The organism is Streptomyces sp. NPDC047880, assembly GCF_040706515.1.
Lineage (GTDB): Bacteria > Actinomycetota > Actinomycetes > Streptomycetales > Streptomycetaceae > Streptomyces.
The window spans coordinates 131,036-149,297 of record NZ_JBEZOK010000004.1; the positions used below are offsets into that span (position 1 = coordinate 131,036).

General features: G+C 70.9%; 23 protein-coding genes, 3 tRNA genes and 1 pseudogene. 13 read left to right on the forward strand and 14 right to left on the reverse strand.

Annotated features, from left to right (window positions below):
• Nucleotides 1-46 precede the first annotated feature (46 nt).
• From AB0937_RS08410 to AB0937_RS08445, 8 genes are all read right to left on the reverse strand, one after another.
• Entirely contained in the window at nt 47-427 is a 381-nt protein-coding gene (locus tag AB0937_RS08410) for a DUF3291 domain-containing protein (protein WP_366710388.1), read from the reverse strand.
• A gap of 30 nt (nt 428-457) precedes the next feature.
• Nucleotides 458-1,894, reverse strand: coding sequence for a DHA2 family efflux MFS transporter permease subunit (locus AB0937_RS08415; protein WP_366710389.1), 1,437 nt, complete (start codon nt 1,892-1,894; stop codon nt 458-460).
• Nucleotides 1,895-1,985: 91 nt separating this feature from the next.
• Entirely contained in the window at nt 1,986-2,540 is a 555-nt protein-coding gene (locus AB0937_RS08420; protein WP_366710390.1) for a helix-turn-helix domain-containing protein, read from the reverse strand.
• Between the two features lie 112 nt (nt 2,541-2,652).
• Entirely contained in the window at nt 2,653-3,081 is a 429-nt protein-coding gene (locus tag AB0937_RS08425; RefSeq protein ID WP_366710656.1) for a MaoC family dehydratase, read from the reverse strand.
• 8 nt (nt 3,082-3,089) lie between these two features.
• Nucleotides 3,090-3,542, reverse strand: a complete 453-nt coding sequence (locus AB0937_RS08430) for a MaoC family dehydratase N-terminal domain-containing protein (RefSeq protein WP_366710392.1) — start codon at nt 3,540-3,542, stop codon at nt 3,090-3,092.
• 100 nt (nt 3,543-3,642) lie between these two features.
• Entirely contained in the window at nt 3,643-3,807 is a 165-nt protein-coding gene (rpmG, locus tag AB0937_RS08435) for a 50S ribosomal protein L33 (RefSeq protein WP_003948671.1), read from the reverse strand.
• A gap of 88 nt (nt 3,808-3,895) precedes the next feature.
• Nucleotides 3,896-3,968: transfer RNA gene (locus tag AB0937_RS08440), tRNA-Met, on the reverse strand.
• A gap of 45 nt (nt 3,969-4,013) precedes the next feature.
• Nucleotides 4,014-4,086 (reverse strand) — tRNA-Thr (locus tag AB0937_RS08445).
• A gap of 348 nt (nt 4,087-4,434) precedes the next feature.
• On the opposite strand from AB0937_RS08445, the gene AB0937_RS08450 reads away from it, so the two are divergent.
• Nucleotides 4,435-5,694, forward strand: coding sequence for an amidohydrolase family protein (locus AB0937_RS08450; protein ID WP_366710394.1), 1,260 nt, complete (start codon nt 4,435-4,437; stop codon nt 5,692-5,694).
• A gap of 214 nt (nt 5,695-5,908) precedes the next feature.
• Entirely contained in the window at nt 5,909-6,565 is a 657-nt protein-coding gene (locus AB0937_RS08455; RefSeq protein ID WP_366710395.1) for an NAD(P)H-binding protein, read from the forward strand.
• A 28-nt stretch (nt 6,566-6,593) separates the two neighbouring features.
• On the opposite strand, the gene AB0937_RS08460 is transcribed toward AB0937_RS08455, so the two are convergent.
• A complete protein-coding gene (locus AB0937_RS08460; protein WP_053674492.1) occupies nt 6,594-6,806 on the reverse strand; it encodes a hypothetical protein in 213 nt (70 codons plus the stop codon).
• A 67-nt stretch (nt 6,807-6,873) separates the two neighbouring features.
• Between AB0937_RS08460 and AB0937_RS08465 the strand changes: the two are divergent.
• Nucleotides 6,874-7,257: pseudogene (locus tag AB0937_RS08465) on the forward strand (MFS transporter); the annotation flags it as partial.
• A 131-nt stretch (nt 7,258-7,388) separates the two neighbouring features.
• Here AB0937_RS08465 and rox read toward each other — a convergent pair.
• The 3 genes from rox to AB0937_RS08480 all read right to left on the reverse strand — a co-directional run bounded on the left by rox (nt 7,389) and on the right by AB0937_RS08480 (nt 10,339).
• Entirely contained in the window at nt 7,389-8,840 is a 1,452-nt protein-coding gene (gene rox / locus AB0937_RS08470) for a rifampin monooxygenase (protein WP_366710396.1), read from the reverse strand.
• A gap of 335 nt (nt 8,841-9,175) precedes the next feature.
• On the reverse strand, nt 9,176-10,003 hold the full coding sequence (locus tag AB0937_RS08475) for a hypothetical protein (RefSeq protein WP_366710397.1): 828 nt from the start codon (nt 10,001-10,003) through the stop codon (nt 9,176-9,178).
• A gap of 254 nt (nt 10,004-10,257) precedes the next feature.
• Nucleotides 10,258-10,339 (reverse strand) — tRNA-Tyr (locus AB0937_RS08480).
• A 219-nt stretch (nt 10,340-10,558) separates the two neighbouring features.
• Here AB0937_RS08480 and AB0937_RS08485 point away from each other — a divergent pair.
• On the forward strand, nt 10,559-11,047 hold the full coding sequence (locus AB0937_RS08485; protein ID WP_033309004.1) for a YajQ family cyclic di-GMP-binding protein: 489 nt from the start codon (nt 10,559-10,561) through the stop codon (nt 11,045-11,047).
• Between the two features lie 19 nt (nt 11,048-11,066).
• Here the strand turns inward: AB0937_RS08485 and AB0937_RS08490 are convergent, their stop codons facing one another.
• Both AB0937_RS08490 and AB0937_RS08495 read right to left on the reverse strand, forming a co-directional pair.
• The gene (locus AB0937_RS08490; protein WP_366710398.1) at nt 11,067-12,425 is read right to left on the reverse strand and encodes a tyrosine-type recombinase/integrase; all 1,359 of its coding nucleotides are present in this window, start codon (nt 12,423-12,425) and stop codon (nt 11,067-11,069) included.
• A complete protein-coding gene (locus AB0937_RS08495; RefSeq protein ID WP_366710399.1) occupies nt 12,418-13,245 on the reverse strand; it encodes a hypothetical protein in 828 nt (275 codons plus the stop codon). The genes AB0937_RS08490 and AB0937_RS08495 overlap by 8 nt, the downstream gene beginning before the upstream one ends.
• 101 nt (nt 13,246-13,346) lie before the next feature.
• Between AB0937_RS08495 and AB0937_RS08500 the strand changes: the two genes are divergently transcribed.
• The 9 genes from AB0937_RS08500 to AB0937_RS08540 all read left to right on the forward strand — a co-directional run bounded on the left by AB0937_RS08500 (nt 13,347) and on the right by AB0937_RS08540 (nt 18,220).
• Nucleotides 13,347-13,574, forward strand: a complete 228-nt coding sequence (locus tag AB0937_RS08500) for a helix-turn-helix domain-containing protein (protein ID WP_366710401.1) — start codon at nt 13,347-13,349, stop codon at nt 13,572-13,574.
• 125 nt (nt 13,575-13,699) lie between these two features.
• On the forward strand, nt 13,700-14,383 hold the full coding sequence (locus AB0937_RS08505; RefSeq protein WP_366710402.1) for a hypothetical protein: 684 nt from the start codon (nt 13,700-13,702) through the stop codon (nt 14,381-14,383).
• Nucleotides 14,380-14,811: a DUF2742 domain-containing protein gene (locus tag AB0937_RS08510; protein WP_366710403.1), complete on the forward strand. Its 432-nt coding sequence runs from the start codon at nt 14,380-14,382 to the stop codon at nt 14,809-14,811. Before AB0937_RS08505 ends, AB0937_RS08510 begins: the two co-directional genes overlap by 4 nt.
• On the forward strand, nt 14,808-15,950 hold the full coding sequence (locus tag AB0937_RS08515) for an AAA family ATPase (RefSeq protein ID WP_366710404.1): 1,143 nt from the start codon (nt 14,808-14,810) through the stop codon (nt 15,948-15,950). The genes AB0937_RS08510 and AB0937_RS08515 overlap by 4 nt, the downstream gene beginning before the upstream one ends.
• A 155-nt stretch (nt 15,951-16,105) precedes the next feature.
• Nucleotides 16,106-16,303, forward strand: coding sequence for a hypothetical protein (locus AB0937_RS08520; RefSeq protein WP_366710406.1), 198 nt, complete (start codon nt 16,106-16,108; stop codon nt 16,301-16,303).
• 67 nt (nt 16,304-16,370) lie between these two features.
• Entirely contained in the window at nt 16,371-16,748 is a 378-nt protein-coding gene (locus AB0937_RS08525) for a hypothetical protein (protein WP_366710408.1), read from the forward strand.
• Nucleotides 16,732-17,160 carry a helix-turn-helix domain-containing protein gene (locus AB0937_RS08530; protein ID WP_366710409.1) on the forward strand — a complete coding sequence of 143 codons (429 nt, stop codon included), beginning with the start codon at nt 16,732-16,734 and terminating at the stop codon, nt 17,158-17,160. Before AB0937_RS08525 ends, AB0937_RS08530 begins: the two co-directional genes overlap by 17 nt.
• On the forward strand, nt 17,145-17,492 hold the full coding sequence (locus AB0937_RS08535; protein ID WP_366710411.1) for a hypothetical protein: 348 nt from the start codon (nt 17,145-17,147) through the stop codon (nt 17,490-17,492). Before AB0937_RS08530 ends, AB0937_RS08535 begins: the two co-directional genes overlap by 16 nt.
• A complete protein-coding gene (locus AB0937_RS08540) occupies nt 17,489-18,220 on the forward strand; it encodes a hypothetical protein (RefSeq protein ID WP_366710413.1) in 732 nt (243 codons plus the stop codon). The genes AB0937_RS08535 and AB0937_RS08540 overlap by 4 nt, the downstream gene beginning before the upstream one ends.
• Nucleotides 18,221-18,262: the final 42 nt, after the last annotated feature.

Sequence of the window (18,262 nt, forward strand, 5' to 3'; positions counted from 1 at the left end):
GTACGGCCCCGTTCCGCGGGGGAAGGGGCCGCGCGCGTGGTCGTGGTCAGGGCAGGCGGCGGAGCGCCTCGGACCAGGACAGGGGGAGGTCGTCGCTGCTCGCCTGCCAAGTGGTGTAGGCCGAGTCCTTCATCTGCGGGGCCAGCCTCTTGGAGGCCGGGCCGTGTGTGCCCGCGCGGGCGAAGGCGTGCAGGGCGTCCTTGGACTCCCAGGCCGACAGGGTCCAGAAGGTGCGCTTGAGGGGCGCGGCCTTCAGGGTGGCTCCGTAGGCGCCGGGGCTGCGGCGGATCTGACGCCAGACGGCGGGCGTACCGGCGAGGAACTTCAGCGCTCCCCACAGTGTGCGGGTCTCGAAGCGGGAGGCGAAGACGTACACCTCGGTGCCGTGGGGCGGGGTGTTCGGAACGGTCCAGGGAAGGGTGGGCATGCCACGTCTCCTTGCTCGGGTCCGGCGGGGTCAGTGGGTGGCCGTCTCCAGGACCGGTGCCGGTTCGGCCGGGGCGGGCTGCTGTCCGGTGCGCCGCCGGGTCGGTGTCAGCAGGGCGGCGATGCCGGCGAGGGCGACCACCGCGGAGCCCGTGACCAGGGCGGGCCGCATGCCGTCGACGAAGGTCTGGCCGGTCTCGTAACCGCCCTGGGCGGCGAAGATCGAGGCCATGATCGCGATGCCGAGGGCCCCGCCGACCTCGCGCAGGGCGTTGTTGGCGCCGGAGGCGATGCCCTGCTCCGTGGGGCGGACGCTGGACATCACCAGGTGGGATGCGGGGGCGAAGAACAGTGCCATGCCGATGCCGCTGATGATCAGCGCGGGCAGCTGGACCATGTAGGAGGCGTCGACCGTGGCCACCGCCGCCATGTAGCCGAGGCCCAGGGCTTGCAGGAAGAGGCCCGCCGCTACGACCGGGCGGCCGCCGATGCGGTCGGCCAGGATGCCGGCGATCGGGGCGACCAGCATCGGCATGCCGGTCCAGGGCAGCATCCTCAGGCCCGCCTCGGTGGGCGAGTAGCCGAGGACGCCCTGCATGTACTGGCTGAGCAGGAAGATCGAGCCGAACATGCCGAGGAACATCAGCAGGCTCGCCGCGTTGATGCCCGCGAAGGCACGGGAGCGGAACAGGCGCATCGGGAGCATGGGGTTCTTGGCGCGGGTGCTGTAGAGGATGAAGCCGACGAGCAGTGCCCCGCCCGCGAACAGCCCGGTCAGCACGAGGGACGAGGTCCAGCCGTCGGCGGGGCCGCGGACCAGGCCGTAGACGATGCCGAAGAGGCCGCCGCTGGCGAGCAGGGTTCCGGGGACGTCGAGCGGGGCTCCCGTGCCGTGCGACTCGGCGAGGCGGAGGCGGGCGAGCGGCAGCAGGGCCAGGCCGAGCGGGACGTTCAGCCAGAAGATCCACTGCCAGGAGATGTGTTCGGTGAGGCTGCCGCCGACGAGCGGTCCGGAGGCGACGGCAAGCCCGTTGACGGCGCCCCAGATGCCGTAGGCCATGCCTCGCTTGGCAGCGGGCACGGCGGCGGTCAGCAGGGTGAGCGTCAGCGGTATCATCACCGCCGCACCGGCGCCCTGGACGGCGCGGGCGGCGATGAGGGAGTCGATGCCGGGCGCCATCGCGGCGGCGGCGGAGGCGCCGGTGAAGACGGCGAGCCCCACGAGGAACAGCCGGCGGCGGCCGAAGCGGTCGCCGAGGGCCGCGCCGAACATCAGCAGGACGGCGAAGGTGAGCGTGTAGGCGCTCACGGTCCATTCCAGGTCGTGCAGGCCGCCGCCGAGGTCCTCGCGGATGGAGGGCAGGGCGGTGGTGACGACGAGGTTGTCGAGGGCCGCCATGAATCCGGCGACGCTGGTGATGACGAGGGCCCAGGCGGCTCCCCCGCGACGTGCGGTCTGCTGTGACATCGCTCCCCCATGGAGTGTGTGCGAGATCAATTAGTTATTGCTTACTAACTTTTGAGGCCGCGAAAAGGGCCTGTCTCCTGACCCTGCTGTGTCAGCCGTCGGCCTCCGGTGCGCCCAGCCCCGCCCAGACCCGGTGATCGGCCGGGAAACCCATGGCCACCAGGCAGTTGATGAGCATGCCCTGGGCCAGGAAGGTCGTCGTCTCGTGGGCGTCGGCGCCCAGCGGCAGGTGGATGGTGTCCCACAGTCGCATCCAGCCCGCGCGTACGGCTTCGCCGAACTCGCGGTCGCCCTCCTCCTCGGCGGCCGCGACGGCGAGGTACATCTGCATCTGCATCATCAGCCGCTCGGGCTGCTCCGAGATGGCCTCGACGTACGCGGCACCCATGGCATGGCGGGCCTCTTCACCCTCCAGCCCCTCGGCCGCCTCCGCGAACATCCGGATGGTGTCCTCGACGCACCGCTCGGCCGCCGCCAGGAAGATCGCCTTCTTGCCGGGGAAGAGCCGGAAGAGATAGGGCTGCGAGACGCCGACCCGGCGGGCGATCGCCTCGGTCGAGGTGCCGTGGTAACCACCGCGGGCGAACTCGGTCGTCGCGGCCCGGATGACGCTCTCGCGCCGCTCTTCCGCACTCATCCTTGCCATGCGAATGAAGTTAGTGCTCAATCACTAACTATGTCAAGCGGTGGTCCGGCCAGGTCATGCGTAAGGGGCGCACCACCGAGGTGGACGCCCCTTACGTCGTATCGCGGCCGGCTCAGGCCAGTCGCACGACCGCCCTGGACATGCCCAGCACCTTCTGACCGGCGCTGGTCGCCGTCAGGTCCACGCGGACCGTGTTGTCGTCGAGCTTGGCGGCGACCTTGCCGGCCACCTCGATCACGGCGCCCTGGTCGTCGTTCGGGACGACGACCGGCTTGGTGAAGCGGACGCCGTACTCGACGACCGCGCCCGGGTCGCCGGTCCAGTCCGTGACCACCCGGATCGCCTCGGCCATGGTGAACATGCCGTGCGCGATCACGTCCGCCAGGCCGACCTCCTTGGCGAACTTCTCGTTCCAGTGGATCGGGTTGAAGTCACCGGAGGCGCCCGCGTACTGCACGAGGGTGGCGCGGGTGACGGGGAAGGTCTGCGCGGGCAGTTCGGTGCCGACCTCGACGTCGGCGTAGGAGATCTTCGCGGTCATGGGGTCGCTCACGCCTCCTCGGCCGCGCGGGCCACGAGCTTGGTCCAGGCGGTCACGACGTGCTCGCCGGCCTCGTCGTGCACCTCGCCGCGGATGTCCACGATGTCGTTGCCCGCGAGGGACTTGATCGCCTCGATGGTCGAGGTCACCGAGAGCCGGTCGCCGGCGCGGACCGGGCGGCGGTAGGCGAACTTCTGGTCGCCGTGCACGACGCGGCTGTAGTCCAGGCCGAGCTGGGGGTCCTGGACGACCTCGCCCGCGGCCTTGAAGGTGATCGCGAACACGAAGGTCGGCGGGGCGATCACGTCGGGGTGACCGAGTGCCTTGGCGGCCTCCGCGTCCGTGTACGCCGGATTGGTGTCCCCGACCGCCTCGGCGAACTCACGGATCTTCTCCCGGCCCACCTCGTACGGCGCGGTGGGCGGGTACGTCCGCCCCACGAAGGACTGGTCGAGCGCCATGGCCCGGCACCTCCTGGTAGCTCTACTGATCGGTACGGGTACCTCAACGACGCGAGGCCGCCCCCGATCACTCGGGAACGGCCTCGCGTACGAGCCTGATTTATCGCGTCTCGCGGTGCGCGGTGTGCGCGTTGCAACGCGGGCAGTGCTTCTTCATCTCAAGACGGTCCGGGTTGTTACGCCGGTTCTTCTTGGTGATGTAGTTCCGCTCCTTGCACTCCACGCAGGCCAGCGTGATCTTCGGGCGGACGTCGGTGGCAGCCACGTGAGTGCTCCTAAGACGAACGGATGGACTATTAACGCAAGAAAGAGTAGCCGATCGAAGGACCGACCCCGCAATCGGCTACTGTGAGTAGCGGTGACCGGACTTGAACCGGTGACACAGCGATTATGAGCCGCTTGCTCTACCGACTGAGCTACACCGCTTTGATGTGGTCCGGGTCCGCCTTGCGACGGAACCAGTCACACCAGAGCCCCAAAACGGAATCGAACCGTTGACCTTCTCCTTACCATGGAGACGCTCTGCCGACTGAGCTATTGGGGCGAGCGATGAAGACATTACACGCTCGCCCGCCGTTCGCCCAAATCCGTTTCGCGGCCCCCGCCGCGGACGCCCGGACCGTCCTCCCGGCAGCCTCGTGCATGCCTCCCGCCCCATGAGGGAAGTGCCTCCTGCCCCATGAGGGGAGTGCCTCCTGCCCCAACGGGGCACCGCCTGACCCCACGAGGGGGCCACCGTCCGTCCCTTGCGGTGACCACCGGCGGATCCGGGCGGACCACGCCGGTACGACTATTGCGCTCCTCCCGGCGAGGGGCGTGAGGCCGCCCTAGGCTCGTCTCACTCTGCGTGATCACGCGTCCTCCCGCGCGCAGCCCGAGCCCCTGGAGTGCGATGCCCGACAGCCGGCCGCAGCCACCACCGCCCCCGTCGTCCTCGCCGGGTCCGGCAGATCCGTCGTCGCTGCTGCTGTGCGGAGCGCGGCTCACCGACGGCAGGACCGTGGACGTGCGGCTGGGCGGCGGGCGCATCGAGGCGGTCGGCACGGCCGGAAGCCTGCGAGCGGGCGCCACGCGCGCGTGCGGGGCGCGTGTGGACCTCAGCGGCTATCTGCTGCTGCCGGCTCCGGTCGAGCCGCACGCCCACGCCGACACGGCCCTGTCGGCCGACACCGAGGGGCCGGTCTCCTACGAGCCGCAGGACGTGCAGCGCCGGGCGACGGAGGCCGCGCTGCTCCAGCTCGGTCACGGGGCGACGGCGCTGCGGGCGCACGTGCGCGTCGGGGACGTCCAGGGCCTGGGCGCGCTGGCGGCCGTGCTGCAGGCGCGGCGGGCGCTGCGCGGGCTGGTGGAGCTGACGACGGTGGCCATGCCCCGGGTGCTCACCGGGGTGGCCGGCGCGGACGGGCTGGCGATGCTGCGGGACGCGGTGAAGATGGGCGCCACGGTGGTGGGCGGCCGTCCGGACCTCGACCCGGATCCGACGGGGTACGTGGAGGCGGTGCTGGAGACGGCCTCCGAGCACGGCTGCCCCGTCGACCTGCACACGGACGGCGGTGACCCGGCCCGGCTGGCCCGGCTCGCGGCCATGGCGGGCGGACTGCGTCCCGGGGTGACCCTCGGCCCGTGCGGCGACCTCGGCCGGCTGCCCTCCGAGGTGGCCTCGCGGACGGCCGACCAACTCGCGGCGGCCGGGGTGGCCGTGGTGTGCCTGCCGCAGGGCGGCTGCGGCGGCGTGGACCGGCGCGGGGCGGCTCCGGTACGGCTGCTGCGCGCGGCCGGGGTGCGGGTGGCCGCCGGGAGCGGGGCACTGCGGGACGTGTCCAACCCGGTGGGGCGCGGTGACCCGCTGGAGGCGGCGTTCCTGCTGGCCTCTCGCTACGGGCTGCCGCCCGAGGAGGCGTACGACGCGGTGAGCTCCTCGGCGCGGGCGGTGCTGGGGCTGCCGGAGGTGCGGGTGGAGGCGGGCTTCCCGGCCGAGCTGCTCGCGGTGCGCGGGGAACGGCTCGCTGGGGTGCTGTCCCTGGCGTACAGCCGGATCGTCGTGCACCAGGGGCGCGTGGTGGCGCGGACCAGCGCGGTGCGGGAGTACTGCAGTTCGGCGGCGTCGGTCGAGCTGGGGCTGCCGCGGCAGGGACGGGGGGAAGTGGGGTAGAGCCTGCGGCCGGGGCGGAGCCGGGTGTTGTAAGGGTTGCCGCGGCGGGGCGGGGGGAGGTGCCGTAAGGCCTGCGGCGGGGCGGGGCGTCGTAGGGGTTGCTGCGGGGCGGGGGAAGGTGCCGTAAGGCCTGCGGCGGGGCGTCGAAGGGGTTGCCGCGGGGCGGGGCCGAGTCGTGCGGCGTACGGTGCTGTCGAGGCGTACGGTCGAAGGCATGCGCATTGTCATCGCTGGTGGTCATGGTCAGATCGCGTTGCGGCTGGAGCGGCTGCTCGCCGCGCGCGGAGACGAGGTAGCGGGGATCATCCGGAAGGCCGAACAGGCCGACGACCTGCGGCAGGCCGGTGCCGAACCGGTCGTGCTCGACCTCGAGTCGGCGTCCGTGGAGGAGGTCGCGGAGCAGCTCAGGGGTGCCGACGCGGCGGTCTTCGCGGCGGGCGCTGGCCCGGGCAGCGGGGCGGCCCGGAAGGACACAGTGGACAAGGCCGCGGCGGTTCTCTTCGCGGACGCGGCGGTGAGCGCAGGGGTGCGGCGCTTCGTGGTCGTGTCGTCCATGGGCGCCGACCCGCGCCACCAGGGTGACGAGATCTTCGACGTGTATCTGCGCGCCAAGGGCGAGGCGGACGCGTACGTGCGTGGGCTGGACGCCCTGGACTGGACGATCCTGCGCCCCGGGCAGCTCACCGACGACGCCGGCACCGGCCTCGTACGGCTGGAGGCCCACACGGGCCGCGGCCCGATCCCGCGCGACGACGTGGCCGCCGTACTGGCGGAGCTGGTGGACACCCCGGCCACGGCCGGACTCACGCTGGAGCTGATCAGCGGGTCGGCGCCGGTGTCCGTGGCCGTCAAGTCGGTGGCGGGGAACTGAGGTTCGCTGTCGGCCGCTCGAGCGCGTCCTAGAACAGGGGCAGTTGGCCGGGGAAGTCCGGGACCGTGTAGCCGTCCAAGGACGGTTGTTCCGGGCCGGGGCGTGCCTGGCGGCGGGAACCCGGGCACGAGGTGAGTTCGCCGTGCTCGCGGGCGCCGGGCGGGTCGTGGCGCGCGTACCGCCCGGCGACGACGGCGATCTCGCGGCGGCACTCGGGGCAGAGTCTGCGGCGGGAGGACATGGGGTCAGTGTGCCGCGTGGACGGGCCCGCCATGCCTCTCCCCTGCGGGGCTGTCCCGTTTCCACGGATCTGCCTCGCGGTCAACTCCCCCAAGTACCGGCCGCCGGCGCGTGTCGTCGAGGTCGGCATGGCCAGGACCACCCGGGTCGAGTTCGAACTGCGCCCCGGCGCACGAGTGCGGGGCACGGTGCGCGCAGGGGACGCACAGCTGGATGACGCGCGGGTGACGCTGGTGGACGCGGCGGGCAACGTGGTCGCCACGACCCGCACTTGCCTCGATGGTTTTGATGGTTTTGATGGCTTCGATGGTGCCTACGCCTTTTCCGACCTGCTCACCGGTGCGTACACGGTCATCGCGACCGGCTACCCGCCCCGGGCGACGCCGCTGACCGTCCCGGGTGCCGGCGTGGACGACCACGGCATCGAACTGGCCCACGCCGACGGCGAGTAGACGGCCTGTGGGGTGAGGCGCCGGTGCGGGAGCGCAGCTCGGCCGGGTCGAGGGCGGTGAGCTCGGGGCGGCGGCGCACGCGGGGGTCGGGCTGCTCGCGTGCCCCACCCCACCGGCCGTACGCAGCCCGTTCAGCCGGTTGCGGCTCCGAACCACCTCGGCAGCCTGTCGAGCAGATCCCGCTGGTCGTCGCCGACCCAGGCCACGTGCCCGTCCGGTCGCAGCAGCACCGCCGGCACGTCGAGTTCCTCGCTGACGTCGGGTTCCTCGCTGACGTCGACGACATGGCCGATTCGGTCCGACCAGCCCGCCACCGACAGCCGGCCGCCGGTCCGGTCGAGCAGCAGTCCGCGCCCGTCGCGCATCCGCTCGTAGAGGCGGCCCCGCTTCAAGCGCACGTCCCGCAGTCGCCGGCCTAGGAGTTCGTGACCCTCACCGCAGTCGTAGCGGACGTCGATCGCGGTGACCTTCTCGATCAGGTACCGGTTCACCTCCTCGAAGTCCATCAGCTCCGCCAGCAGCCGCCGCACGGCCTGCGGTCCCGGCTCGGGCGCCAGCAGGTGCATCTGCGCCCGGGTGTTGTCCAGGACGGAGGCGGCCACCGGGTGGCGTTCGGAGTGGTAACTGTCCAGCAGGCCCTCCGGTGCCCGGCCGCGCAGTTCCGCGGCCAGCTTCCAGCCGAGGTTGAACGCGTCCTGGATTCCGAGGTTGAGCCCCTGCCCGCCGGTCGGCGGGTGGATGTGCGCGGCGTCGCCGGCCAGCAGTACACGGCCCGTGCGGTAACGCTCGGCCTGCCGAGTGGCGTCGCCGAAGCGGGAGAGCCAGCGCGGGGAGTGCACGCCGAAGTCGGTGCCGGCGTACTTCCGCAGCTGCCGCCTGAACTCGTCGAGGGTCGGCGGGACCGTCCGGTCCTCGGCCACCCCCTCGGCGGGCACGATGACGCGGTGCACCCCGTCCCGCACCGGCATGGCGCCGAACCGGAAGTGGGTCTTGCGGACCTCCGCCGTCACGGCCGCCAGTTCCTCCGGCGACGCGGCCACCGCCATCTCGCCCATCAGCGTCTCCACCCTGGAGGGCTCACCGGGGAAACCGACGCCGAGCAGCTCGCGCACCGTGCTGCGGCCGCCGTCGCACCCCACGAGGTAGCGGGCGCGCAACCGTGCGCCGTCCGCCAGTTCGGCCGTCACACCGTCCTCGTCCTGGCTCAGCCCGACCAGTTCGCAGCCGCGCCGGACCTCGGCGCCGAGTTCGGTGGCGTGCTCGGCGAGCAGACGGTCGGTGACGGGCTGCGGGATGCCGAGGACGTACCCGTGCGCGGTGTCCAGCCGGTCGGGTGACGGCTTGACGAGGCCGGCGAAGAAGCCGCCGAGCGGGTGCTTGCGGCCCTCGGCGAGGAAGCGCTCCAGAAGACCGCGCTGGTCGAGCACCTCGATGCTGCGCACGTGGAGGCCGAGCGCACGCACGTACGCGGCCGGTTCGGCCTCCCTCTCCAGCACGCGCACATGACGCACGCCGTGCAGCCGCAGCTCCCCGGCCAGCATCATTCCGGTCGGACCGCCGCCGGCAATGACCACATCGATCAAGGAAGACCCCGTTTTCGCCCGTTTCTGACTTCGGAGCGAAGATTCTGCGGCACTACGGGGGTCTTGCCGCAAGGTCCCCCTTGCGCTATACGTTGAGAGTGGCAAGGAGCTGATGAGTCCTTGCCTTTCCTATTGGCGCCACGCCGTTTCTTCTCTGACGTCTTTCTCGCGCCGCCGACGCCTCTTTCTCACTGCGCATCGGGTCGGGATCCTTTATCCGCCAGGCTTTGGCCCCTCTTCGTGACGCCGAGCCCCGCTGTGGATGTAACGGCAGGTCAGGACGTCCGGGGTCCTGGGAAGACGGGGCGCGGGATCCCGACCCGCCGCTGTTTACGTCAGCTCACGTCGACGTAGTCGGCTGCGCTGGTGGCGACGCCGGTCGTGGAATTGCCGTAATAGACCCAGCGGTACGAGCCGTCGACCGAGGCGGTGACCGTGGTCTTCAGGCCCCCGGTGCTGCTGGTGGTGGTCTTCTTCACCGTCTTGAACGTGTCGCTGCCCTTGGCGCGGAATTGGAGGCTCACCGTACGGCCGCTGTAGCCGTCGTACTTCTTGGTGCTCCAGTTCGCCCGGGTCAGCTTGCCCGTGACGGTGATCGTCTTACCCTTGGTGACCGGCTCCGGCGAGGCATTGGTGGTTGCCTTGGCCGCGCGCTTGAGCTGGGCGGTCGTGGACCGCGTCTCCAGTTCGCCGGTCTTGAGGCCGCCGTCGGCCTTCCACAGCTTCAGTGAGACGCCGACCTTCCAGGTCGTGGCGTCGCTGTTGGAGTCGACGTGCTCCTGGCTCGGGTGCGGGTCGATGTAGAGGGTTCCCTCGCAGCGAGCGTGCTTGGAGTCGGTCTCGTAGCAGGTGTAGCTGCCCGGCTGGATGAAGTTCTCACCGGTGTCGGCCGCGGTCTTGATGCTGCCCCGGTAGAGGAAGGGGTACGCGTCGTAGCGGGAGGGGTCGGCGGTGCTGTAGCCGGAGGGCAGTGCGATGGCGAAGCTGATCGACGGCTCCACCACCTTCGACGTGCCGACGACGATCGGCTTGCCGTTGTTGATGACGATGTCCGACACGGTGATACCGGTGTCCGCCGCTTGAGCCGTCGGCGCATTCAGCACCGAGAGCCCCAGCGCCCCCACGAGCGTGGCCACCGCAACGGTTCGTCTGCCTGTTTTCATTGCACCTCTTCAGGAGGATGGCGTTACGAGAGGCGGCAGCCTAACTGACGCGTTCATGCCCTCTACCTGGTCGGCTGAGTGATCATGCTCACTGGGGGGCGTGCGCCGCTCGGGGGGGGCGGGGCTCGGGCAGCAGGAGGTGGGGCGCGTGGGGCTGCGTCCACGCCCGGCCCCTCGCGGAAGGACCAGGACGGGGCAACGAAAAACCCCCTCCGACCAGGTGACTACCTGATGAGAGGGGGTCTTCCCCAGTGTGGCGGCGCCAGGATTCGAACCTGGGAAGGCTGAGCCGGCAGATTTACAGTCTGCTCCCTTTGGCCGCTCGGGCACACCGCCGGGGTCGCTGCCCTTCGAGCCGCTTTTCCGCGGCTCTCCGTGGCAACGACGTAAACAATACCTGATGCCGAGGGGTGCTTCGCCACCCGATTGATCGGCGCTCCGGCGGCCGGGGGTGGCTAGGCTGGTCCGGATGCGGCCCATGCCCGAAGGGGCCCTGCGGCCGTCCGCATACGCCGGTACGCACGATACGCACCCTGATACAAGGAGCCACAGGACATGGCCGACTCCAGTTTCGACATCGTCTCGAAGGTCGAGCGGCAGGAGGTCGACAACGCACTCAACCAGGCCGCCAAGGAGATCTCGCAGCGCTACGACTTCAAGGGCGTGGGTGCCTCGATCTCGTGGTCCGGTGAGCAGATCCTCATGGAGGCGAACTCCGAGGACCGGGTGAAGGCCATCCTCGACGTCTTCCAGTCCAAGCTGATCAAGCGGGGCATCTCGCTGAAGGCCCTGGACGCGGGCGAGCCCCAGCTCTCCGGCAAGGAGTACAAGATCTTCTCGTCGATCAAGGAGGGCATCTCCCAGGAGAACGCGAAGAAGGTGGCGAAGACCATCCGTGACGAGGGCCCCAAGGGCGTGAAGGCTCAGGTGCAGGGCGAGGAGCTGCGGGTCAGCTCCAAGAGCCGTGACGATCTGCAGGCCGTCATCACCCTGCTGAAGGGCAAGGACTTCGACTTCGCGATGCAGTTCGTGAACTACCGGTGACCTGAGTCGCTGACCTGCACTATCCGGAAATGATCTCGGCGCGAGGGCACAACGCGGGCACATCGCCGAGGACGGCCTCCACGGCTGCCCGTGTCGTGTCCTCGTCGTCGGGCCACAGATGGGTGTAGATGTCGAGCGTGATCGACGGCTTCGAGTGGCCCAGTCGCCGCTGAACCGTCTTCACGCTCTCGCGGTTCTTGATCAGCGCTGAGGCGTAGAAGTGGCGCAGGTCGTGCATGCTCGCCCCGTCCGGCACGCGCACGGGTGCGGGCTCCTGACCTTCCGGCCGGCCCCGCTGCACCCATGCCGCGTACGCCTCGGCGTAGGCCTTGCCGAGGGCCTCGTTCGCCCGCTCCTCCATGCGCGCCCAGACGTGGGACCAGCTGGCGCGCTTGATGACGTCGCTGCGGTCGGTCGTGAACAGCAGGTGCGCCTTCCGGCGGCGCGGCTTGCGCGGATCCGTCCGGTCCTCGATGTCCACCGCAGTCGCCGGGTACTGCTGGAGGTGCGCGGCCAGGGCGTCGACCGCGAGGCCGACCAGCGGCACCGTGCGGTAGCTCTCATGGGTCTTGGGCTCGCCCAGGTACGGCTCAGGCGTCTCGTCCTCGGCAGCGTCCGTGTCCTTGTCCGGCACGATGAGCTGTTGGCGCACCGTCACCTCGCGGCGCAGGAAGTCGATGCAGTCGACCTCCAAGCCGAACACCTCGCCCTGCCGCAGGCCGGAAGCCACGGCCAGCAGGATCATGGCCCGGTACCGGGGCGGGGCCGCCTCGATCAGAGCGCGCACCGCCTCCCTGTGCAGGGGCACGATCTCCGGGCGCCGCACCTCGGGCAACTTGATGCCGGCGCACGGGTTCACCGCGATCGTGCGGTCCCGGACGGCCGTGTGCATCACAGTCACGAGGTAGGCGAACGTGATCCGCAGGGTGGAAGGGGCGAGGACCTGCGACCGGTCCTTGACCCAGGCCTGAACCTCCGACGGACGGATGGACACGATGGGCCGATCCCCGAACGTCGGGTAGATGTGAATCCGTAGGGCCCGCTCGACACGTGAGGCGGTGCCGCTGCGGTGCACCGCCGAGGACCGCCAGCGCTCGGCGACCGCGCGGAAGCTCTCCTTGCCGGCCGCCGGGTCGACGTACACGCCGCGGGCGAGGTCGGCCTCAATCGTGGCCGCGCGCGTGTCGGCCTGGCTGCGCTTGGCGAAGTTCTCCTTCTGCTGCTTCCCCGCCGCGTCGTACCAACGGACCTGCCAGCGCTTGCCCTTGCCGTGGTCACTGCTGGGCACCAGGACGCGCGTCTTGCTGGAGTGCTCGGCGCAGGGTTCGGCGCCCTGCTTCGGGCGGGAGAGGTGCCACCGGTCGTAGACGTTAGCCATCGGAGTCCCCCTGCTCAAACGCTTCCCAGTCGAGGCTCTCGGGCTCGCCGCGCTTCTCCTCGTAAGCACGGATGGCCGGCGCAAGTTCTTCGATCAGGGCTCGGGTGATGTGCCCTCGCGCGGCTTGCAAGGCCCGAGGCGAGTCCGGCAGATCAGGCCGCTCGCCTAGTCGTGCCTCCCGTTCTGCGACCAGGCCGCGTCCCCACAGTTCGCGAGCCGCATAGGCGACGTAATGGGCTGTGGTGCCGAGCTTCTTCGCAGCCTTGGCCTCGGCCTCGTCAGGCGGAGCCACATGCTTCGCGAGCGCCCCATGCGGCCACCGCTCGGCGCTTCGACTCGCCCAAGCTGCGACAGCCTCGATCACGTCGTCGGCTGACGGCCGGTTCGCAAGGTGCCACCGGCCCGGGCCGTGACGCATCGCCCCTGGCTCATCCCAGCCACCCCTGATCGCTCGCCACAGCTCCTCTGGGAAGACAGCAGTGGCATCAGTCAGCCAGGTGGTTCGATCAGGGAGCAGTTCGCGAAGCGGCTTGCCGTACAGCAGCGGGAGCAGCAGGAGTTCCACGGCGCTCAGGGAGCGACGACCCAACTCCGTCTGACCCACCGTCGTGCGGTGCCACGTCAGGCCCAACTGCTGAGCCTGCTGGGCAACCTGCTCGGTCGTCCTCTTCTCACTCTTACGGATCTCGGCGAGACGTTGGCCAAGCGCCACGGAGAACGAGGGAGCTTGGTCAAGCATGTGCGCCCAGAGATCCGCCGCATCCTTCCGTGCCGTGGAACCGTCACGCGGAGTGGATTCGTGACTCTCTTCGCTCTCCATGAAGCGAGCGTATCCACATCACTGTTCGCTTGACAAGTAGACGCGGGATTGAAGAGTATGAAGCGAGAGACGACGCAATGTCGCTCGCTTCAACCGGAGGCATGATGCCCGCGAGTCCTGAGCTCACGCTCCCGACAGACCCGGACGCCCTGCTCACGCCGAAGCAGGTCAGCGCACTGACTCAGCTGGATGAGCAGACCCTCGCCAACATGCGCTGGCGGAAGACGGGCCCGACCTACCTGAAGTTCGGCGACGGCCGTAGCGCGCCCGTTCGCTACCGCCGGCGAGACGTCCTCGCCTGGTTCGAGTCCAGCGCCATCGCCGCATGAAAGCGGCCCCCAGCAGGTGCGCCAACACCTCGCGCCGGGGGCCTATCCGATCCCAGAAACGCCAAAGGCCCGGCGTAGACCTCTCACAGCCGACCGGGCCCCCGACAGAAACGGATGTGCCCAGTATGCAGCAGCACGCCATGATCCCGCCCGTCGCCCTCGGCACGAACGGCCACCTCCCGGCCATCGTCGCCCAGGCCGCCGAGCCCGCTGGCCTGCTCACCGTGCCGCAGCAGACCCTCTCGTACGACGAGGGCCTCGGCGCCCACCGCACGGCCCCGATCGAGTCGGCCATGCGGGACATCGACGACGAGCACACCCCCGACGAGAACGCGGCCGTGCCGCTGCTCGGCGCCGAGGTCGTCGTCACCAACTGGAAGCCCTCGGAGCCCTTGCAGGAAGACGGGATGTTCCGGCCCGGCACGGCGGTGGAGGGTCGGTTCACCCAGCTGTGGCTGATGTACGGCACGTCGACCGGCACGGTGTCCCCGGCGAAGGCGCGGGAGATCGCGCGGGAGATGCGCGACTTCGCGGCCCGGCTGGAGGTGCTGTGCGACGTGGCCGACGAGATCGCCACGGACGACTACGAGGCCGACGTCGACGCCCACCTCGACGCGGTCGCCGCCGAGTACCCGGACTGCCCGCGGTGCCGGAACAAGATGGACCTCCCCGGCAAGTCCCGGGCCACCCCGGACCGTGAGATCGAGATCTGCGGACCGTGCTGCTCCGACGAGGCCATGAGGGAGGCGGCCGGCCTTCCGTGGCCCGCCGTCTCCGAGTGGCCCGTGGCCCGCGAGGCCGGCGCGTGACCGGCCGCTCCGCCCGTACCCGCCTGGCCAACACGGCCGGGCGGGTACGCCTGCACGCCGTCCCGCCGAACGCCACGGCAGGGCAGATCACTCACATGCGGGCGTGCGCTCAGGTGGAGGCGCTCCGGGTGGGTGACTGGCCCGAGTACGGCAGCGTCGAATGGCTTCAGCTTCCGTCGGACGACCCGCGGGTGTACGTCGCCACGCTGGAGGCCGCCGAGCTGCACCGCATGCACGTCGAACGGATCTACTCCGACGCGCAGACGCAGGCCCTGAACGTCCTTCAGACGGCCGCCGAAGTCCGTGCCGCTCACGCGGGGACGATGCGCACCCGGCCGCCGCACAAGCTCACGCCGACGCCGGGGTGGCCGCCGATCGCGGTCCCCGGCCAGCCCGGCAAGTACCTGACCATGGAGACCAGCGCGTGACTTCGTACGCCGTGCCCCCGCCGCCTGCCCATGTGCGTGCCCCTCTTGGGCACGGCACGGGGTCGGGGGCGCCCGTCGCTCCAGCCGACGGCATCGACTGGAGCGACGTTCAGCCGGGCGACACCGCGCCGCCCGCTGCGCCGGCCGCCGACGCCCTGCCCTCGTTCAAGACGGGCGGGGCGTTCTTCCAGGACGTTCCGGAGATCCCGCCGGCCGTCTGGGGGCACGGCGGTGACGTCCTGTGGGCCGAGGGCGAAGCGCTGCTCATCGCCGCTCCACAGGGTGTGGGTAAGACCACGGTTGCCCACCAACTGGTCCGCGCTCGCCTCGGGCTTCAGGGTGACGTCCTCGGCTTCCCCGTCGTACCGGGGCGCCGCGTGCTGCTGCTCGCCATGGACCGCCCCTCGCAGACCCGCCGTGCCGGACACCGCATCTTCGCCGCGGACGACCCCGCGTACCTCAATGACCACCTGGTCGTGTGGGAGGGGCCGCCGCCGTACGACCTCGCCCAGCGCACGGACATCCTCGCCGCGATGTGCGACCGGGTCGGGGCCGACACCGTGGTCCTCGACTCGCTGAAGGACGCCGCGGTCGGGCTCTCCGACGATGCCGTGGGCGCCGGGTACAACCGCGCCCGACAGAAGGCCCTCGCCGCCGGCGTCCAGGTGCTGGAGCTGCACCACGTCGTCAAGCGTGGCTCCAACGGCGCCGCCCCGAACACGATGGCCGACATCTACGGGTCGACGTGGATCACCTCGGGCGCGGGTTCCGTGGTCCTGCTGTGGGGTGAAGCGGGCGACCCGGTCGTGTCGTTCCGCCACCTCAAGCAGCCCATGGACGAGGTGGGGCCACTCCAGCTCGTCCACGACCACGGCGCAGGGACGACCCGCGTCCGGCACGCGGCGGATCTGCTGGAGATGGCCCGCCTCGGGGGCGTGCACGGCGTTACGGCCGCTGCCGCCGCTGAAGCCGTCTTCGAGACCAAGAAGCCCACCGCCGCTCAGCGGGAGAAGGCTCGGCGCCGTCTGGACAAGCTGGTCACCTCTGGCCACCTCGTACGGGTCGAGCCCGCAGCGCCGGGTGATCCCGCCCGGTACTACCAGGCTCACGCCGACCCTCACGCAGCGAAATCGCCGTGACCCCCCACGCCACCCTCACGACCCCTCACGCTGCGGGAAATCTCGCAGCTCACAGCCTCACGCAGCCCCTCACGCACCCTCACGCGCCGGACCCTCACGATCCCCACCCCCCTTATAGGGGGGATCCGTGAGGTCCCTGAGCCTCAGGAGCACCGATGGCCGACCCCACGTCCCACGTCGAGCAGCAGATACAGGCCCGCATCGCCGCCGCCAAGGTGCGCGTCCAGGCCGCCCAGAAGCGCCGCGACGACCTCGCCGCAGCACGACGCCGCGGCCTCGCCCGACGCCACGCACAGAAGCTCCGCAACCAGGCCGCCAGACGAGACCAGCAAGACCCCCCAGACAACCCCTGACCGGCCCGCGTATCCGGTTCCGCTGCCCCCGCGCGTGACGCCCGCGCACATGTACGAGGAGAACCCCATGCCCGACGCCCCGACCCGCAGGCCCCACTACCCCGGCCGTGACCAGCTGGACGCCGCGAATACGCGCTTCCGTCGCGCGGTCGCCCGTCTCTACCGCGAGGCCGGCCGCCACGATCCGAAGCTGATGCCCGAGGTGGAGCGGATCGTGAGGGAGGCCGCCGAGACGCTCGGCAGGCTCGCCGCCGATGCCGAGGCCGCCGAGAGCACCAGCGCCCGCCATCAGGCCGCGTTGAAGGCGCAGGAGGACAAGATCAGGGCGCAGCTGCGGCCCGCCGCCCGCCGCGGTGACCCTCGCGCGGCCGGCATCCTCGCCCGGCTGGACCAGCGGCCGTCTGGCCGCCGCACCTCGGCTCCCGACGATGACGACGCCGCCTAACCCGGCCGTCTCCCGTCTGCTGCGGCGGGACGGGTCGGTCGTGATTCCGCCCGAACTGGCCGGCGAAGTGTTGCGCACGCTCGTCGTCGGAGCCGCGACCCAGGCCCGGACGAACGGCGCCGTGATCGGCCCGGGCGCCCGCCGACTCCTGCACCAGCTGTACGAGGCTGCGCAGCAGGCACACGCCCGCGACCGTGCCGACGTCGGAAGCCGCACCGCCGATCACCCCACCGTAGAGATCACGGTCGCAGAGGCCGCGCTCCTCATGGGGTGCCGGCCCCGATGGATACGGACGCTCCTGGAGTCCGGACGCCTCCGGGGCCGGCGCGTGAACAGCCGTCTGTGGCTCGTCGATCGGGCCAGCCTCGACCACTACCGCACCACGGGAGGCACCGCATGCAGGACAGCGTGATCAGTCGCCGCGTCTGGCCCGGCGTACCGCGCGCCCGCTGCTGCGTGTGCGGGGCCGATCGCGGCCTTCACCGTCTGGTCCTGCCCCTGCCCCACGGGCACGTCTGCACGGCCTGCCTGGACGCCGCGGTACGGCTCGTCGCCCCTGCGGCCTCCAGCAGCGTCAACAAGTGCTCAGGCCCGCACGAGGCAGGCGACCGGCAGCAGTTCGACGTGACCGCGGTGTGGCCTCTGGCCGCCGCTCTCGACGCCCGGCAGCCCACGATCCGGGCTTGCCCGAGCCACCTGACCGAAGCCCTTGAGACCCTCGCCCGTGCCCTGGAGGCATCGTGACCACGCTCTTCGCCAACTCGGCGATCTCGTCCGCGCTGGAGACCCTGAACGGGGCCGCCGCCGAGCTGCGCTCCCTCACCGCTCGCCACGAAGCCGCGGTAACCCAGTTCCGTGACCAGCTGGCCAATGACCGCGATCTGGCCGAGGAGGGCCGCACCAACCGCCTGCGCGAGCGCACTACGGACCTGTCCGAGCAGGCCATGACGGCGCTGCGTGGCCTGCGTGCCCGCGTCCGGGCCGCCGAGGCCGACGTCATCCGCACCGTGGAGGCTGCATGGCCCGAGCCGGCGCCCGGAGTGGAGGGCATGCTCGGACGTCAGGCCGCGTGGGCGCGGTCCCGGTCGCTGCTGGAGGCCGGCGTCGCCGTGAGTCAGATGATCGAGGAGACGACCGACCTGGAAACCCTGTTCGCCCTGCACGACGAACTGCCCACATGGGTGCGGGCACGCGGCGGGAACAGCGAGACCGTGGACCAGGTCCGCGCGCGTATCGAGCAGCACACGGCCCGTCTGGCGTCCGAGAGGGGCCCGGTGAACCTGACGGCCAAGTACGAGGCGCGCGCGGCCGTGGCTGGCCTTACCCCGCTCCTGGACCATGCGGAGACCATGCTCAGCGGACAGCGACCCGCGGAGACAGGTCTCGGGGCCGCGGTGGCCGCCCGGATGGCGCAGCAGGAGGCGCAGCTCGCCCAGGGCCCGATCCTCGGTCCGGACGGCACTACCTTCTGACCCTGTCGCACACGCACCGTCGCAGCGCCGAGCCTGAACCTC

Coding starts and splice junctions, on each gene's coding strand:
- AB0937_RS08410 (WP_366710388.1), bottom strand. CDS start 427: ATGCCCACCCTTCCCTGGACCGTTCCGAACACCCCGCCCCACGGCACC.
- AB0937_RS08415 (WP_366710389.1), bottom strand. CDS start 1,894: ATGTCACAGCAGACCGCACGTCGCGGGGGAGCCGCCTGGGCCCTCGTC.
- AB0937_RS08420 (WP_366710390.1), bottom strand. CDS start 2,540: ATGGCAAGGATGAGTGCGGAAGAGCGGCGCGAGAGCGTCATCCGGGCC.
- AB0937_RS08425 (WP_366710656.1), bottom strand. CDS start 3,081: ATGACCGCGAAGATCTCCTACGCCGACGTCGAGGTCGGCACCGAACTG.
- AB0937_RS08430 (WP_366710392.1), bottom strand. CDS start 3,542: ATGGCGCTCGACCAGTCCTTCGTGGGGCGGACGTACCCGCCCACCGCG.
- AB0937_RS08450 (WP_366710394.1), top strand. CDS start 4,435: ATGCCCGACAGCCGGCCGCAGCCACCACCGCCCCCGTCGTCCTCGCCG.
- AB0937_RS08455 (WP_366710395.1), top strand. CDS start 5,909: ATGCGCATTGTCATCGCTGGTGGTCATGGTCAGATCGCGTTGCGGCTG.
- AB0937_RS08460 (WP_053674492.1), bottom strand. CDS start 6,806: ATGTCCTCCCGCCGCAGACTCTGCCCCGAGTGCCGCCGCGAGATCGCC.
- AB0937_RS08475 (WP_366710397.1), bottom strand. CDS start 10,003: ATGAAAACAGGCAGACGAACCGTTGCGGTGGCCACGCTCGTGGGGGCG.
- AB0937_RS08485 (WP_033309004.1), top strand. CDS start 10,559: ATGGCCGACTCCAGTTTCGACATCGTCTCGAAGGTCGAGCGGCAGGAG.
- AB0937_RS08490 (WP_366710398.1), bottom strand. CDS start 12,425: ATGGCTAACGTCTACGACCGGTGGCACCTCTCCCGCCCGAAGCAGGGC.
- AB0937_RS08495 (WP_366710399.1), bottom strand. CDS start 13,245: ATGGAGAGCGAAGAGAGTCACGAATCCACTCCGCGTGACGGTTCCACG.
- AB0937_RS08500 (WP_366710401.1), top strand. CDS start 13,347: ATGATGCCCGCGAGTCCTGAGCTCACGCTCCCGACAGACCCGGACGCC.
- AB0937_RS08505 (WP_366710402.1), top strand. CDS start 13,700: ATGCAGCAGCACGCCATGATCCCGCCCGTCGCCCTCGGCACGAACGGC.
- AB0937_RS08520 (WP_366710406.1), top strand. CDS start 16,106: ATGGCCGACCCCACGTCCCACGTCGAGCAGCAGATACAGGCCCGCATC.
- AB0937_RS08525 (WP_366710408.1), top strand. CDS start 16,371: ATGCCCGACGCCCCGACCCGCAGGCCCCACTACCCCGGCCGTGACCAG.
- AB0937_RS08530 (WP_366710409.1), top strand. CDS start 16,732: ATGACGACGCCGCCTAACCCGGCCGTCTCCCGTCTGCTGCGGCGGGAC.
- AB0937_RS08535 (WP_366710411.1), top strand. CDS start 17,145: ATGCAGGACAGCGTGATCAGTCGCCGCGTCTGGCCCGGCGTACCGCGC.